Annotated in this window: 15 protein-coding genes, 1 pseudogene and 1 riboswitch; of the genes and pseudogenes, 8 read left to right on the top strand and 8 right to left on the bottom strand. The window is 58.4% G+C overall.

The window, feature by feature from the left end:
• Positions 1-258: 258 nt before the first annotated feature.
• Positions 259-1,275 (bottom strand): annotated as a pseudogene (locus D8779_RS21140) (methyl-accepting chemotaxis protein); the annotation flags it as partial.
• 439 nt (positions 1,276-1,714) lie between these two features.
• Between D8779_RS21140 and D8779_RS14810 the strand changes: the two are divergent.
• The gene (locus tag D8779_RS14810) at positions 1,715-2,527 is read left to right on the top strand and encodes a M48 family metallopeptidase (RefSeq protein ID WP_136665266.1); all 813 of its coding nucleotides are present in this window, start codon (positions 1,715-1,717) and stop codon (positions 2,525-2,527) included.
• Between the two features lie 65 nt (positions 2,528-2,592).
• Here D8779_RS14810 and D8779_RS14805 read toward each other — a convergent pair whose 3' ends face one another.
• The 4 genes from D8779_RS14805 to D8779_RS14790 all read right to left on the bottom strand — a co-directional run bounded on the left by D8779_RS14805 (position 2,593) and on the right by D8779_RS14790 (position 5,967).
• Positions 2,593-3,036 carry a ketosteroid isomerase-related protein gene (locus D8779_RS14805; protein ID WP_136665265.1) on the bottom strand — a complete coding sequence of 148 codons (444 nt, stop codon included), beginning with the start codon at positions 3,034-3,036 and terminating at the stop codon, positions 2,593-2,595.
• A gap of 104 nt (positions 3,037-3,140) precedes the next feature.
• Positions 3,141-3,725 (bottom strand): TMEM165/GDT1 family protein, encoded by a 585-nt coding sequence (locus D8779_RS14800; RefSeq protein ID WP_136665264.1) that lies wholly within the window; start codon positions 3,723-3,725, stop codon positions 3,141-3,143.
• Between the two features lie 74 nt (positions 3,726-3,799).
• A riboswitch (yybP-ykoY riboswitch) is annotated at positions 3,800-3,931 on the bottom strand.
• Positions 3,932-3,967: 36 nt separating this feature from the next.
• Positions 3,968-4,966 carry a class I SAM-dependent methyltransferase gene (locus D8779_RS14795; protein ID WP_136665263.1) on the bottom strand — a complete coding sequence of 333 codons (999 nt, stop codon included), beginning with the start codon at positions 4,964-4,966 and terminating at the stop codon, positions 3,968-3,970.
• A gap of 35 nt (positions 4,967-5,001) precedes the next feature.
• Positions 5,002-5,967, bottom strand: coding sequence for a 2-hydroxyacid dehydrogenase (locus D8779_RS14790; RefSeq protein WP_136665262.1), 966 nt, complete (start codon positions 5,965-5,967; stop codon positions 5,002-5,004).
• Positions 5,968-6,049: 82 nt separating this feature from the next.
• Between D8779_RS14790 and D8779_RS14785 the strand changes: the two genes are divergently transcribed.
• Entirely contained in the window at positions 6,050-6,679 is a 630-nt protein-coding gene (locus tag D8779_RS14785) for a LysE family translocator (RefSeq protein WP_136665261.1), read from the top strand.
• Positions 6,680-6,739: 60 nt separating this feature from the next.
• Here D8779_RS14785 and smpB read toward each other — a convergent pair whose 3' ends face one another.
• Complete coding sequence (smpB, locus tag D8779_RS14780; protein ID WP_136665260.1) at positions 6,740-7,222, bottom strand: SsrA-binding protein SmpB; 483 nt, start codon at positions 7,220-7,222, stop codon at positions 6,740-6,742.
• Between the two features lie 165 nt (positions 7,223-7,387).
• Between smpB and D8779_RS14775 the strand changes: the two genes are divergently transcribed.
• The 3 genes from D8779_RS14775 to D8779_RS14765 are packed head-to-tail and all read left to right on the top strand — an operon-like array spanning position 7,388 to position 9,573.
• On the top strand, positions 7,388-8,791 hold the full coding sequence (locus D8779_RS14775; protein ID WP_136665259.1) for a sodium-dependent transporter: 1,404 nt from the start codon (positions 7,388-7,390) through the stop codon (positions 8,789-8,791).
• Positions 8,792-8,825: 34 nt separating this feature from the next.
• The gene (locus D8779_RS14770) at positions 8,826-9,260 is read left to right on the top strand and encodes a type II toxin-antitoxin system RatA family toxin (protein WP_136665258.1); all 435 of its coding nucleotides are present in this window, start codon (positions 8,826-8,828) and stop codon (positions 9,258-9,260) included.
• Complete coding sequence (locus D8779_RS14765) at positions 9,253-9,573, top strand: RnfH family protein (RefSeq protein WP_136665257.1); 321 nt, start codon at positions 9,253-9,255, stop codon at positions 9,571-9,573. The genes D8779_RS14770 and D8779_RS14765 overlap by 8 nt, the downstream gene beginning before the upstream one ends.
• Positions 9,574-9,649: 76 nt before the next feature.
• Here D8779_RS14765 and D8779_RS14760 read toward each other — a convergent pair whose 3' ends face one another.
• Positions 9,650-10,162 carry an outer membrane protein assembly factor BamE gene (locus D8779_RS14760; protein ID WP_136665256.1) on the bottom strand — a complete coding sequence of 171 codons (513 nt, stop codon included), beginning with the start codon at positions 10,160-10,162 and terminating at the stop codon, positions 9,650-9,652.
• A gap of 97 nt (positions 10,163-10,259) precedes the next feature.
• Between D8779_RS14760 and fur the strand changes: the two genes are divergently transcribed.
• The gene (gene fur / locus D8779_RS14755) at positions 10,260-10,664 is read left to right on the top strand and encodes a ferric iron uptake transcriptional regulator (protein WP_136665255.1); all 405 of its coding nucleotides are present in this window, start codon (positions 10,260-10,262) and stop codon (positions 10,662-10,664) included.
• Between the two features lie 61 nt (positions 10,665-10,725).
• Here fur and recN read toward each other — a convergent pair whose 3' ends face one another.
• A complete protein-coding gene (gene recN / locus D8779_RS14750) occupies positions 10,726-12,399 on the bottom strand; it encodes a DNA repair protein RecN (protein WP_136665254.1) in 1,674 nt (557 codons plus the stop codon).
• Between the two features lie 155 nt (positions 12,400-12,554).
• Here recN and grpE point away from each other — a divergent pair, with 155 nt between their 5' ends.
• Both grpE and dnaK read left to right on the top strand, forming a co-directional pair.
• A complete protein-coding gene (gene grpE, locus D8779_RS14745) occupies positions 12,555-13,124 on the top strand; it encodes a nucleotide exchange factor GrpE (protein WP_136665253.1) in 570 nt (189 codons plus the stop codon).
• Between the two features lie 99 nt (positions 13,125-13,223).
• The gene (dnaK, locus tag D8779_RS14740) at positions 13,224-15,140 is read left to right on the top strand and encodes a molecular chaperone DnaK (protein ID WP_136665252.1); all 1,917 of its coding nucleotides are present in this window, start codon (positions 13,224-13,226) and stop codon (positions 15,138-15,140) included.
• Positions 15,141-15,196: the final 56 nt, after the last annotated feature.

Raw genomic sequence — 15,196 nt, 5'->3', positions numbered from 1 at the left:
GTGCTGCACCGTCTGCTTGCCCTGATTGGCCGCGCGGTCTGCATGGTTGGCGGCCTCGGCCGCATGGGTGGCATTACGCGCTACGTCCTGAGCGGTGGCGGTCATTTCATGCACGGCGGTGGCGACCAGTTCGATCTCTGCCAGCTGTTTCTGCACGCCGGTATTGGTGCGGATGGCGATGTCGGCGGTGTGCTCGGAGGAATCACTGACTTTCTGTACCGAACTGACCACTTGGCTAATCATGCTTTGCAGCTTGCCGAGGAAGGTATTGAAACCCTTGGCAATATCGCCCAATTCATCGCTGCGATTCACCTCCAGGCGGCGGGTCAGGTCGCCATCACCCTGGGCGATGTCATCGAGCATGGCCACCATCTGCCGCAGTGGGCGGGCGATGCCGTAGCCGACAAACCAGATCACCAGCATGCCAACGCCGGCAACCAACAGACCTACCAGGGCCATGCCCAGGGTGTCAGCCTCGGCTTGCTTGGTAAGGCCGCTTTGCAGTTCCTGCAGGTCGGCGAATACCGCGCTGGTCGGCAGTACGATGGCCAGGGTCCAGCGTGTTGACGTGCCGGCAACCTGGAACGGCAGCAGCAATTGCAGTAATTGGCGTTGCTCGTCGAGCATGTTGATCGGTTGATCGTTGCTGCTCTGTTTGAGTTGATTGAGCAGCTCTGGATCGATGGCCTTGCTCGCCGGCTGGCCAATCAAGGCGGCGTCCTGGGTTGCAGCAATCAGGGTGCCGTTGGCGGCGATCAGGGCAAGTTCACCTGCGCCGCCGTAGAGCTCACCTTTGGCCGTATTCAGGCGCTCCTGGATAAAATCCAGAGCCAGGTCGTTGCCGACAACGCCCCGGAACTGGCCATTGACCATGATCGGCGCGTTGAAGGCGGCAACCAGTACCTGTTTACCGCCGAAGTCGTAGGAGGCCGGGTCAATTACGCAGGGTTTGCCGGTTTCCTTGGGGCACAGGTAGTACTCGCCAGTGCGCACTCCGGTGGGTTGAACTTCCTCACTTTCCATCTGCTCCACAGTCAGAGCGTCAAGCTTCAGCTGGTCACCATCCCGGTACCACCAGGGCATAAAGCGGCCTGTATGGTCGTAAGCGTTTTCTTTCTGATTGACGTAGAGATCGTCGTCCTGGTCGAAGGCGTTGGGTTCCCAGCCGATATAAAGGTCGAGGAGGTCAGGGTTGGCCTTGAGGTAGTCACCTACCAGCTTGCTCAGCTCCTCGCGGGTCAGGCTGATGCCAGGGCTGCCATCGGTGCTGCTCATCTGGCTGTTGAGGGTGGCCAGGCCCTTCGCCACCGTCATGGGGTGTTCGAATTGACGTTGCAGTTGGCCGACCTGGGCTCTGGCCAGGGCGTTGAGGCGTTGGTCGATCACGTCCTCCAAGAGGCCTTGGGTGCGCTCTTGTACCTGAGTCTGGGTTCGCGCTCCGGCAAACAAGGCGTAGAGCACCAAGGCGACGACCACTGCCAGGATGCTGGCCCCCGCCATAAGAGCAACGGAGGACTGGATCGACCTGAATCGCATAGGGACTCCTCAACACGATAGTTGCGCCTGTTTCTGGCGTATCGGCAGCCTAGCGTCAAAGCATGAGCTCGTCGCTGTATCTAGCAAAGAGCCTTGAGAGGCATAGTGCAAGCCGTGCAGGTTGTGTTGCCCTGGCACACGACCTAGCATACGGCCCCTGTTGTGAAGGAGAACGAACATGAATACCCCATTTCGTCTGGCCAGCCTGGCGCTCTGCAGCCTGCTGACAGCCTGCCAGGCGGTGAACACCACCAGTGGCGGCGCCGTAGGTGTTGAGCGTAAGCAGTACATGTTCAGTGCGCTCTCGACTCAAGAAGTCAATCAGATGTATGCCAAGTCTTATCAACAGACCTTGGGGGAAGCATCCAGTAAGGGCGTGCTGGATAAAACCAGCAATAACGCTAAACGTTTGCGCACAATTGCTAATCGTCTGATCAAGCAGGCTCCGCTGTTTCGTCCGGATTCGGCGCAGTGGCAGTGGGAGGTCAACTTGATCAAGAGCCCCGAGCTAAATGCTAACTGCGGGCCGGGCGGCAAGATAATTTTTTACAGCGGCATCATCGAGAAGCTCCAGCTGAGTGATGATGAAATTGCCGCGATCATGGGTCATGAAATGGCTCACGCCCTGCGCGAGCACAGCCGTGAAGCGATGTCCAAAGCCTATGGTATCGAGCTGACTAAGCAGGGGGCAGGCGCTTTGCTTGGTCTGGGCTCTGACAGCATGGCGCTGGCCGATGCGGCGGTGCAGTACGGCATGACTCTGCCCAATAGCCGTGGTAACGAGAACGAAGCGGATTTGATTGGCCTGGAACTGGCCGCGCGGGGAGGCTACAACCCCAATGCCGCCGTCAGTCTGTGGCAGAAAATGGCCAGGGCCAGCGAAGGTGCTCCGCCCGAGTTTATGAGCACGCACCCATCGTCAAGCAGCCGTATTGCGGCGCTACAGGCGGCTATTCCCAAGGTGATGCCGCTGTATGAACAGGCGCGTTAAAGCGTCGTAAACAAAAAGCCCCGCTCACATGCGGGGCTTTTTTGTTATGCACTGCAGCGTGTCTCTCAAGGCATAGCTTTGGCGGCAAAGGGTTGAGTGGGTAAGCCAAGCTGGGAACGAAAGCTTTCCATGTCAAACATGGTGCAGATTTCCTGGATCTCGTTGCTTGAGCTCAGCGTCCAGAAGGCCATGGCGGAGATGCTCAACACTTTGTCGCTGGGTGGATAGCCGAGCGCGGGCTTCTGGATGGTGCCAATCAGGGTGCTCCAGGTGACCACCTTGTTACCTTCGGCGATGCATTCTTCGATCACCACCTGCAGGTCCGGCATGGCATGACGAATATCTTGCACCATCTGTGCAAACGCGGGGCTGCTCAGTGGCCTGCCGATAAATGAGCTTTTGTAGAGGAAGTCTTTGCTGTGCAACTGCTCGGCGAGCGCTGTGCGGCCTTTGTTCCACGACAGGTCGATATGATGACGTACCAGTTTTTTCCGATCATCCAGTGACATGCGCATATCCCTGACTGCGAGTGGGCAGGATTTTGCGCACTGTAGCAGTCGTTTGGAAGCGGAGGTAGTGGCCGAAACGCCAGTGAACTGGCGTCAGCTTGATGTCAAATTAGCCCGCTGAACTTCAGCGCCTGATACCCCGCATACAGTGCCAGGGCTGCAAAGGCGCAAGCGGCGACACGGCGGATCAGCGTCAAGGGCAGTCGGTCGGCGGCGAAGTTGCCGGCCAGCACCACTGGCACGTTAGCCAATAGCATGCCCAGCGTGGTGCCGATCACCACCAAGATAAAGTGCGGGTACTGTGCGGCCAGCATCACGGTAGCGATCTGGGTCTTGTCACCCATTTCCGCGAGGAAGAACGCGATCAGGGTGGTCAGGAATGGCCCGTAGCGCTTGAGTTTTGAGCTTTCATCGTCATCCAGTTTGTCCGGGATCAGTGTCCACAGCGCTACGGCAACAAAGCTGGCAGCGAGAATCCAGCTCAGGGTGGCGGGGGAGAAGAAGCTGGCAACCCAGTTGCCGATCGCGCCGGCGGCGAAATGGTTGGCCAGGGTGGCCACCACGATGCCCCAGATGATCGGCCAGGGTTTGCGAAAGCGTGCGGCCAACAGCAACGCGAGCAGCTGCGTCTTGTCGCCGATTTCGGCCAGGGCCACGATAAAGGTTGGAACAAACAGAGATTCGAGCATCAGGCTTCCTAAGGGGCGGGTCGACATGGCTATGACACGTACAGCCTTCCCGCCCCGGGTAAGGTGTGCGTGTCATAGGTCTGGTCAAACCGCAGGCCTCGCTAAGAAGGCCTTGGGTCGCACGCGCCATGCTCTGCCGAGCAAGTATGTTGACGCGTGCCGGGCGAGCTGGCGCTCGCGGGAGACTACTCCCCTAGGACGCGCGCATTCTGCCCGCGCATCCGTGATAGGGCAAGCTCCGGTTAACCTTTGCTGGCGCGGTAGATGCGAAAGCCCTTGGCGTGGGCCATGGTTTGGCAGGGGCCGAGGTGTTGTTCGATCAGTGGCGGATATTTGAGAAAGCTGTTGGCGACCAGGCGCAGCTCGCCCTTGCTGGCCAGATGCTGGTTGGCCTGTCGCAGCAGGTGTTCGGTGGCCTGGTAGTGGGTGTGCACACCCTGGTGAAACGGCGGGTTGCTAAGGATCGCACTCAGGCCCGTAGGCGCGGCATCGATGCCGTCGCCATTGATCACGTCAGCCTGCAAGCCGTTGGCTGCCAAGGTCAGGCGGCTGCTTTCGACGGCAAAGGCGTCCACATCCAACAGAGTGATCTGGCTGTCCGGGTAGCGGCGTTTCAGCGCTGCGCCGAGTACGCCGGCTCCGCAACCAAAATCTAAGATGTGCCCGCGGGGTAAATTGTCGAGGTGTTCAAGCAGCAGCGCGCTGCCAACGTCCAGGCGACCATGGCTAAAGACGCCTGGCAGGCTGAGCACTTGTAGCGGCCCGTCGGCCAGGGCGAGTTCATAGCGTTGCGCCAGGCTGTGCAGGTCCGGCGAGGCGGGCGCGTGGTCAACCCTTACCTGCCAGAGCTGGCAGTGCCGCGCGCTGTCGAGTTTGCGTGCTTGGCCAAAAGACGCCAGCTGCTTGGCTGCGCGCTCAATGCCAGCGCGTTTTTCACCAACCAAAAACAGCTCGCGACCGTTCAGGCGGGTCGCCAGGGCATTGAGCAGGTATTCAGTCAGCTCGCGGGACTTTGGCAGAAACAGCACGGCCGCCTGGAAGTCGCGTTCGCCGGGCTGGGTGCCAAAGTGGCAGCGCTTGCTGAAGCGGGCGTCCAGCAGCGCGTGCTCGCCGGCATGCCAGCTCCAGCCGTGAGCTTCGGGGAGTTGACCCAGCAGGTCATCCGCTGGCAAACCGGCCAACAGCAGCGGGCCTTTGAATAGGTCGGCCTGGCGCAGCAGTACTTCGCTTCGCGGGTCCATAAGCGCTCCTCGGAAAAAGTGGCGTAGCTTAGCGCTTAGCTGACCACGCGCACAGGCGCGCCGCTGAAGAATCCCAGTGCGTTTTCGCTGAGCTGGCCGACGATGCGTTGCCGGGCTTCACGGCTGCCCCAGGCGCTGTGTGGGGTGATGATCAGCCGTGGAATATCGGCAGCGAGCAAGGGGTTGCCGTCCTTTGGTGGTTCCTGGGTCAGCACATCGGTAGCCGCGCCGCCTAGATGGCCGGCACGCAAGGCGTCGGCCAGTGCCTGTTCGTTGATCAGGCCGCCGCGGGCGGTATTGATCACAAATGCTGTGGGTTTCATCAGGCTGAGTTCGCGGGCGCCGAGCATGTTCAGGGTGTCGCTGTTCAGCGGGCAATGCAGGGTCAGTGCATCGACCTGCGGCAGCAGTTCATCTAGGGGGATGCGGTCTGCACGCGCCGGACGGCCTGGCAGTTGTCCAGGCAGTACACGCATGCCAAAGGCTTCTGCCAGTTTGGCGACTGCGCCACCCAGTTCGCCATGGCCGAGTAGGCCGAGGGTCTTGCCGTGCAGTTCGACGATTGGGTAATCAAGCAGGCAGAACTGCTGGGCCTGTTGCCAGTGGCCGGCGCGAACGTCGCGCTGGTAGTCAGACAGGCGCGTGGCCAGCGCCAGTAGCAGCATCAAGGTGTGTTGTGCCACCGATGGCGTGCCGTAGCCCTGACAGTTGCTCACGCTAACGCCGTGTGCGCGGGCAGCGGCCAGGTCAATAGGGTTGGTGCCGGTGGCGGCCACCAACACCAGTTGCAGTTCCGGGCAGGCGGCAAACACCTCGGCACTTAGTGGCACCTTGTTGCTGATCGCCACTTGCGCGCCTTGCAAACGTTCGATGGTTTGCGCCTGGGTGCTGTGCGGATACAGCTGCAGTTCGGCGAAGCAAGCGCTCAAACTGGACAAGTCGAGGTCGCCCAAGTCGAGTGAGTTGTGGTCGAGAAAAACGGCGCGGTGACTGTTACTCATCAGCTGTATCTATCCTGCGGGTTTGGGCGGGGAGTAAGGTGGCGAGCCTAACAGAATCATTTCGACGTCGCGGAGTCGCCCCATGTACTGGACTGAGTTTTTAGCTGTGGCCTTGATTCACTTGCTGGCGGTGGCCAGTCCAGGCCCGGATTTTGCGATTGTGGTGCGCGAGAGTGTTGGCCATGGCCGGCGTGCCGGCATCTTCAGTGCGATAGGTGTGGGCTGCGGGATTTTTATCCATGTGGCGTATTCACTGCTGGGCATCGGCTTGATCGTCTCGCAATCGCTGGTACTGTTCAATGCGTTGAAATGGCTGGCCGCAGGCTATTTGCTGTACATCGGCATCAAAGCATTGCGCGCCAAACCGGCAAGCCCGAGCGAAGCGGAGTTGAATCTGGATGAGGGGGCACGCTCGCCGCGTGCAGCCTTTGTCGCCGGCTTTGTGACCAACGGCCTGAACCCCAAAGCCACGCTGTTTTTCCTCTCGCTGTTTACTGTGGTGATCAACCCGCATACGCCGCTGCCCGTGCAGGCGGGTTATGGGGTTTACCTGGCGGTGGCAACAGCGTTGTGGTTTTGCATGGTTGCCCAGCTGTTCAGTCATCAGCGGGTGCGTGCCGGTTTTGCGCGAATGGGGCACTGGTTTGATCGTTTGATGGGTACGGTGCTGATAGGTTTGGGCGTCAAATTGGCCTTCACTGAGTTGCGTTGAGCTGAATGCACTAACAAAAACGCCCCGCATTAGCGGGGCGTTTTGTTTGGCGCGGCGCGTTTAGTCGTCTTTGCCTTTGGTGCGCATCGCGCGCTGCACTTCGCGATCGGCGTCGCGCTCTTTCTCGGTGTGGCGTTTGTCGAAGTCCTTCTTGCCTTTACCCAAGGCAATTTCGCACTTGATCAGGTGCGCCTTCCAATAGATCGACAGGGCGACGCAGGCATAGCCTTTCTGCTGCACGGCACCGAACAGCTTGTCCAGCTCGCGCTTGTTCAGCAGCAGCTTGCGCGTGCGTATCGGATCGGCGATCACGTGGGTGCTGGCCGTAGTCAGAGGGGTGATGTGGCAGCCCATCAGCCAGGCTTCGTCATTTTTGAGCAGCACGTAGCTGTCAACCAACTGAGCCTTGCCTGCGCGCAGACTTTTCACTTCCCAGCCAGCCAGGACGAGTCCTGCCTCGAAACGGGTTTCGACGAAGTAGTCGTGCATCGCCTTTTTGTTTTGCGCGATGGTGCCTTGTGGGTGTTTCTTTTGTTTAGCCATAGGGCGCGCATTATAGGGAGTCACTGGCGCGGGCGCTATGTGTGCGACGAGGCAAAATCAGCTTTGCTACGCGCCTGATGCCACATGGCGTCGGCTGCGCTTGAGCCGTTCTGGTGAATCCCCGACAATGCGCGGTCTTTTATCAACAGAGCGGGCTAGCCGAACATGGCGAACGACAAGGTTTCGATCCACGGTGCCTGGGCCAGCCGCTGGGTATTTATTCTGGCGGCGACCGGTTCGGCCGTCGGCTTGGGCAATATCTGGAAATTCCCCTATATGACCGGCATGTACGGCGGCGGGGCGTTCGTGATGATGTACCTGGTGTGCATCTTTATGGTCGGCTTGCCGATCATGCTTGCCGAAACCCTGATCGGTCGGCGCGGCCGGCAGAGCCCGGTGAATACCCTCAAGGCCCTGGCTATTGAATCGGGCGCCTCGCCGAAATGGTCCTGGGCGGCGCTGGTGGGGATGGTTGCCGCTCTGCTGATCCTGTCGTTTTACAGTGTGGTGGCGGGCTGGTCGCTGGATTACATCCTCAGCATGGGCGGCGGGCAGTTTGCTGGCGTCAGTGCCGAGGGCGCTGGTGCGGCGTTTGGTGCGCTGACCGCTGACCCATGGCGACTGACCTTGTGGCATACGCTGTTTATGCTGCTGACTGGCTTTGTTATCGCCCGTGGGGTGGTGGCCGGTCTTGAGCGCAGCTTGCGCATCATGATGCCGCTCCTGTTTGTGTTGTTGCTGGTGCTGCTGGGTTACAGCATGACCACTGGGCATTTTATGCAGGGCTTTCACTTCTTATTCGATTTTCAGCCTGATCGGTTGCTCGATGGCGTGCTGGCTGCCATGGGTCATGCCTTCTTCACCTTAAGTGTCGGTGTAGGCGCCATCATGGTCTACGGCTCGTATATGCCGAAGAACGCCTCGATTGGCAGCACCATCCTCACCGTCGGTATTCTCGATACCCTGGTGGCTCTTACTGCAGGTTTGGCACTGTTCCCCATCGTCTTTGCGGGTGGGTTGGAGCCGAGTGCTGGGCCGGGGCTGATGTTTGTTACGCTGCCGGTTGCGTTTGGCAACATCGCCTTTGGTCAGGTGATGGGGACGCTGTTCTTTATTTTGGTGCTAATTGCCGCCTGGACCTCATCGATCTCCATGCTGGAGCCGGCGGTGGCCTATCTGGTCGAGCGCAGCAAGCGCAGTCGGGTGCTGGTGACCAGTGTGCTGGCGTTTCTTTGCTGGGCGGTTGGCATGGGTACGGTGCTGTCCTTTAACCTGGGGGCTGAGGCTAAGTTTTTTGTCTTCGCTGAAGATGGTTTCCACTTGTTCCAGTGGGGCGCCGAGGGTGGGCGAAACTTCTTCGACACTATCGATTACCTGACCAGTCGTATTCTGCTGCCGCTTGGTGGGCTGGCCTTTGCCGTATTCGCGGGCTGGGTACTCAAGCGTGAGGCGGTGCGTGAAGAGCTGGCGATGAAAAGCCCGCTGCTGTTCAACGTGGTGTATTGGTTAATTCGTGTGGTCGCGCCGATTGGGGTGTTGATCGTCTTTGTTGCCGAGTTGAGTAAATGATTTTTGGCATTCTGTTTAGCCAGGTGGTTGCGTTATGAGTACGCATATTCAGCGTTCAGCGTTGTTGCCTTATCCGGCGCAGGCGTTGTTTGATCTGGTCAATGATGTGGCCAGCTACCCGCAGTTTCTGCCTTGGTGTTCAGCCAGTGAAGTGCTTGAGGTCAGTGAAACGCATATGCGCGCCAGCTTGGCTGTCGCCAAAGCCGGATTGAGTCAGCGCTTTGTGACGGCCAATACCTTGGTGCCCGGTGAGCGGATTACCTTGAATCTCGTTGAGGGTCCGTTTACCCAGCTATATGGTCATTGGGAGTTCAAGGCGTTGGGCGACAAGGCGTGCAAGATCAGTCTGGACCTGACCTTTGATTATGCGGGCCCTCTGGTGCGTGCCACGCTTGGACCGCTGTTCAATCAAGCTACCAATACCTTGGTCGATGCCTTTTGCCAAAGGGCCAAACAACTTTATGGATAAGCCCAATATCGTGGTTGAAGTGGTTTATGCCCTGGCGGATAAGCAGAAGTTGCTGCGCTTGAGCCTGCCTTACGGCAGTACGGTGCGGCAGGCGGCTCTGCAGTCCGGCATGCAGGTGCATTTCCCCGACGTGGATCTGCACAGCAGTCCGCTGGGTATCTTTGGCAAGGCGGTGAGTAAGCCGGATGAGCGGGTGCTGGAAGACGGCGAGCGGGTAGAAATTTATCGGCCATTGGTTGCCGACCCGAAAGAGGTGCGCAAGCAGCGTGCGGCCAAGGCGGCGCAAGCTAAAGCAGAGGGCGGCGAGCAGTAACGCGTATAGAGCGGCCGTGATGAGCGGCGGAGCATAAAAAAGCCCGGACATGTCCGGGCTTTTTTGTCGGCAGATATTACTGCGGAGTGCTTTCCAGGGGTTCTGGTGTTGGCACTGGAACGACTTTTACATCGTCCACTTCACGCTGGATCTGCTCAAGCAGCGAACCCGGAGCAGGTTTTTCTTCAACCTGTTGCGTTGTTTGCGGCGTGGTCACCCCACTGCCTTCGCCCAGGATCGCTTGGTCGCGGCTGACGCCCGGCATAAAGTCGCCAGACAGGCCTACCAGCTGATCGTCAGCGCCGAAGTTCACACTGACACGCTCCTGCAAGCGCTCACCGCCACCTGGCTGAATGCTGTACAGGTAATCCCAGCGGTTGGCGTGGAAGGTGTCGGTGAGCAGGGGGTTACCCATGATAAACCGTACTTGCTTACGGGTCATTCCCGGACGCAACTGGTCTATCATGTCCTGCGTGACGACATTGCCCTGTTGGATGTCGATTTTATAAACCCCGGGGAATGAACAACCGGCGAGTGCGAGTAGCCCCGTAAGGGTGAGGCTGGTCAGCAGGAGTTTGGTTTTTTGCATCGGTGGGCGACTTCCACTATCTTGGCTGGGCAATATAACCCCGGATCATACCCGCAATAAAGGAAGCTGCGAAGCCGCTTCCGTGAGAAAGCAGACCATGGTTGAAAATAGCGAACTACGCAAGGCTGGCCTGAAAGTGACCCTGCCACGGGTCAAGATACTGCAAATGCTCGACTCTGCCGGTCAGCGTCACATGAGCGCCGAGGATGTCTACAAGGCACTGATGGAGGCGGGCGATGACGTGGGTTTGGCGACTGTCTACCGTGTATTAACCCAGTTTGAGGCGGCCGGTTTGGTGGTTCGTCACAACTTCGATGGCGGTCATGCGGTCTTCGAGTTGGCGGACAGCGGCCATCACGACCATATGGTTTGTGTCGATTCCGGTGAAGTGATCGAGTTCTTCGATGCCGAGATTGAAAAACGCCAGAAAGAAATCGTCAAAGAGCACGGTTTTGAGTTGGTTGATCACAATCTTGTGCTGTATGTACGCAAGAAAACCTGATTGACGCAGGCATGACAAAGGCGACCCCAGGGTCGCCTTTGTGCTTTCTGCGGCTTTTAAATCAGGCTTGAGCGCTGCCGACCATCTGGCGCGCGTGGGCAAGTGATTCTTCGGTCAAATCGACACCGCCAAGCATGCGCGCGATTTCCTCAACCCGTTGCGTCGAGCTGAGTTTGCTGACTGCGGTGCGTGTGGCGTCGCTTTCACGCACTTTGTGTACGAACAGATGCTGATGGCCTTGGGCAGCAACTTGCGGCAAGTGAGTAACGGTCAAAACCTGGCCGCGTTCGCCGAGACGGCGTAGCAGCTGCCCGACCACTTCGGCGGTGGGGCCGCCGATGCCGACATCGACCTCATCGAAGACCAGGGTAGGTACGCGCGAGGTTTGCGCGGTGATGACCTGAATCGCCAGGCTGATACGCGACAGTTCGCCACCCGAGGCGACCTTGGCCAGGGCTTTCAGCGGTTGGCCAGGGTTGGCGCTGACCAGAAACTCCAACTGTTCTAGGCCATTGGGGTGTGGTTCGCTGTTGCTGTTGGCACTGAGCTTGATATTGAAGCGCCCGCCCGGCATGCCGAGGGTCTGCATCTCCACTTCTACCGCACTGGCCAGTTGGCCAGCGGCGTTATTGCGCAGGGTGCTGAGTTCCGTCGCTTTGTCTTGGTAGTGGCGCGCGAAGGCCGCCAGCTCGTCTGTCAGGCGTTCAGCGGCCTGGTCGTCGGCATTCAGGCTTTCCAGTTCTTCGAACAACTGCTGCTGCCTGGCGCCCAGTTCACTGGGCTGTATGCGGTGCTTGCGCGCCAGGGTGTAAATCGCATCCAAGCGCTCTTCCATCTGTCGTAGGCGCTCGGGGTCGGCGTCGAAATGATCGAGAAAGCGATTCAGTTCGCCAACGGCTTCTTCGACCTGAATCTGCGCACTGGCCAGCAGGTTAGTGGCCTCGCTGAGCGCCCCTGGCTGACCCTGAAAGGCACCGAGACGGTTGAGGCTGTTGGTGAGTGCGGACAGCACGTTGCCAGCGTCATTCTCGCTGCATTGCTCAATGACCAGACGGCAGGCGCTGAGCAGACTTTCGGCGTTGGTCAGATTTTTGTGTTCCAGCTCAAGCTGTTCCAGTTCATTTTCGCCAAGGGCCAGATTATCCAACTCCTCAAGTTGATAGCTGAGCAGCTGATGACGGGCGCGCTGCTCGTCGCCGATGCTGGATACACGCTCCAGCTCATTCTTGGTTTGCTTCCAGCGCTGTGCGGCGAGTTGCACTTGGCGCGCCAGTTCCTGGCTGCCGGCATATTCATCGAGCAGACGGCGGTGGGTCTCCGGCTTTAGCAATGATTGGTGTTCATGCTGGTTATGGATGTCGATCAACAGTTCACCCAGGGCTTTGAGGTCGCCTTGGGGGCAGGGTGAACCGTTGATATAACCCCGCGAGCGGCCTTCGGCAGTTATCACGCGGCGCAGGATGCACGGGCCGTCGTTTTCTAGGTCGCGCTCCGCCAGCCAGGCGCGGGCCTCGGCAATGTTGCTCAGGTCGAAGCTGGCGAGGATGTCCGCTTTGTCTGCACCGGGGCGCACCACGCCGCTGTCGGCGCGATCACCCAGGGTCAGGCCGAGGGCGTCGAGCATGATGGATTTGCCTGCGCCGGTTTCGCCGCTGATCACGCTCATGCCGGCGTCTAGCTCTAGGTCAAGGTGTTCAACAATGGCGTAGTTGTGTACGGACAGGTGCACCAGCATGGTGAGGGCCTCCCAAGTTCATGTCTGGTTATTTATACAGTGTTTTTTTGTGGGCTGACAATCCATCTGCTGTCCTTGAAAGCATATTTTTTGCCCCCATATACCGGTCAAGCACGTGAGTTGAGGCTCGCGTCGAATTTTAAGAGGAGAGACGCATGGCTGACGAACAGACCCTGGATACGCAGAACCCCGATGTACAAACAGCGGCTGAAGCCGCTGCGGGCGATGACTTAGTTGCTCGCGTGCAAGCGCTGGAAGAGCAACTGGCCGCTGCGCAGGATCAATCGCTGCGTGTGGCTGCCGATCTGCAGAACGTGCGCCGTCGCGCCGAGCAAGATGTAGAAAAAGCGCACAAATTTGCGCTGGAGCGATTCGCCAATGACTTGCTGCCGGTGGTGGACAGTCTGGAGCGCGGCCTTGAGCTATCCAGTCCGGATGACGAAGCAATCAAAGCGGTGCGTGAGGGCATGGAGCTGACGCTCAAGTTGTTCCACGACACCCTTAAGCGTTTCCAGTTGGATGCTATCGACCCGCACGGTGCGCCGTTCAATGCCGAGCATCACCAGGCCATGGCAATGCAGGAAAGCACTAGCGTCGAGCCTAATAGCGTGCTCAAGGTGTTCCAGAAGGGCTACATGCTCAACGGCCGCTTGTTGCGCCCCGCCATGGTGGTGGTCAGCAAGGCTCCGGTGGAAGCGCCACCCTCGATTGATGAGCAGGCTTGAAATTCACCGAGCCGCCCCCATTAAACAGTCAAGCGTTTTAGTGCTACCGCAGCTGTCAATAAACAGCAGCGGGATTATCAAAGTTTCGGGAGAGTAAAGATGGGCAAAATTATCGGTATCGACCTGGGGACCACTAACTCCTGCGTCTCCGTTCTAGAAAACGGCAAAGCCAAAGTTATTGAAAACGCCGAAGGTGCACGCACCACGCCGTCGATCATTGCCTACGCCAATGATGGCGAGATTCTGGTCGGTCAGTCGGCCAAGCGCCAAGCAGTGACCAATCCGCACAACACGCTGTACGCGGTAAAGCGTCTGATCGGTCGTCGTTTTGACGAAGAAGTCGTGCAGAAAGACATCCAGATGGTGCCTTACAAGATTTCCAAGGCAGATAACGGCGATGCTTGGGTTGAAGTGAACGGCCAGAAAATGTCACCGCCACAGATCTCGGCTGAAATTCTGAAAAAGATGAAGAAGACCGCCGAAGACTACCTCGGTGAAGCGGTGACCGAAGCGGTGATTACCGTTCCGGCTTACTTCAACGACAGCCAGCGTCAGGCCACTAAAGATGCCGGCCGTATTGCTGGTCTGGACGTTAAGCGCATCATCAACGAGCCAACCGCAGCCGCACTGGCTTACGGTATGGACAAGGCCAAGGGCGATCACACCGTGATCGTTTATGACCTGGGTGGCGGTACGTTCGACGTTTCCGTAATTGAAATCGCTGAAGTCGACGGTGAGCACCAGTTCGAAGTGTTGGCCACTAACGGCGACACTTTCCTCGGCGGTGAAGACTTCGATATTCGTCTGATCGACTACCTCGTTGACGAATTCAAGAAAGAAAGCGGCATGAACCTTAAGGGTGACCCGCTGGCGATGCAGCGCCTGAAAGAAGCCGCTGAGAAAGCCAAGATCGAACTGTCTTCGAGCAATTCGACCGATGTGAACCTGCCATACATCACAGCAGACGCCAGCGGTCCTAAGCACTTGAACGTAAAAATCTCCCGCGCCAAGCTTGAAGCGCTGGTAGAAGACCTGGTTCAGCGCACCATCGAACCTTGCCGCATCGCATTGAAAGACTCTGGTATCGACGTTGGCGCGATCAACGACGTGATCCTGGTCGGCGGTCAGACCCGTATGCCGTTGGTGCAGAAGCTGGTCACCGAGTTCTTCGGTAAAGAAGCGCGTAAAGACGTTAACCCGGACGAAGCCGTGGCCATGGGTGCCGCTATCCAAGGCGCAGTACTCTCGGGTGATGTGAAAGACGTGCTGCTGCTCGACGTTAGCCCGCTGACCCTCGGTATCGAAACCATGGGCGGCGTGATGACCGCGCTGATCGAGAAGAACACCACGATTCCAACCAAGAAATCGCAAGTGTTCTCGACTGCCGACGACAACCAAGGCGCTGTGACTATTCACGTGCTGCAGGGCGAGCGTAAGCAGGCCAGCGGTAACAAGTCGCTGGGCAAGTTCGACTTGGCTGAGATTCCGCCAGCACCGCGTGGCGTACCGCAGATCGAAGTGACCTTCGACATCGACGCTAACGGCATCCTGCACGTTGGCGCGAAAGACAAGGCCACCGGCAAGACTCAGTCCATCGTGATCAAGGCCAACTCCGGTCTCTCCGAGGAAGAAATCGAGCAGATGGTGCGTGACGCCGAGGTTAATGCCGAGGAAGACCGCAAGTTCGAAGAGCTGGCTACTGCGCGTAACCAGGGCGACCAACTGGTACACGCCACTCGCAAGATGATCACTGAAGCAGGCGACAAAGCCACTGCTGATGAGAAGGCAGCCATCGAAACTGCGCTGAGCGCACTGGAAGTGGCGGTTAAAGGCGACGACAAGGCTGATATCGAAGCCAAGATGACCGCGCTGTCCGAAGTCACTGCTCCGCTGGCGCAGAAGATGTATGCCGAGCAGCCGCAGCCAGGTGCTGCTGAGCAAGGCGCTGAGCAAGCTCAGGACGCAGGTGATGATGTAGTCGACGCTGAGTTCGAAGAAGTTAAAGACAACAAGTAAGCGCAAGCTTATGCCGTTCTGGCCGGGCGTGGCGCGAGTTGCGCCCGGCATGATTC

This window comes from Pseudomonas leptonychotis (assembly GCF_004920405.1).
GTDB classification, from domain to species: Bacteria; Pseudomonadota; Gammaproteobacteria; order Pseudomonadales; family Pseudomonadaceae; genus Aquipseudomonas; species Aquipseudomonas leptonychotis.
The sequence above is the reverse complement of the archived record's forward strand: the minus strand, read 5'-3'. Positions and strand labels throughout refer to the sequence as shown.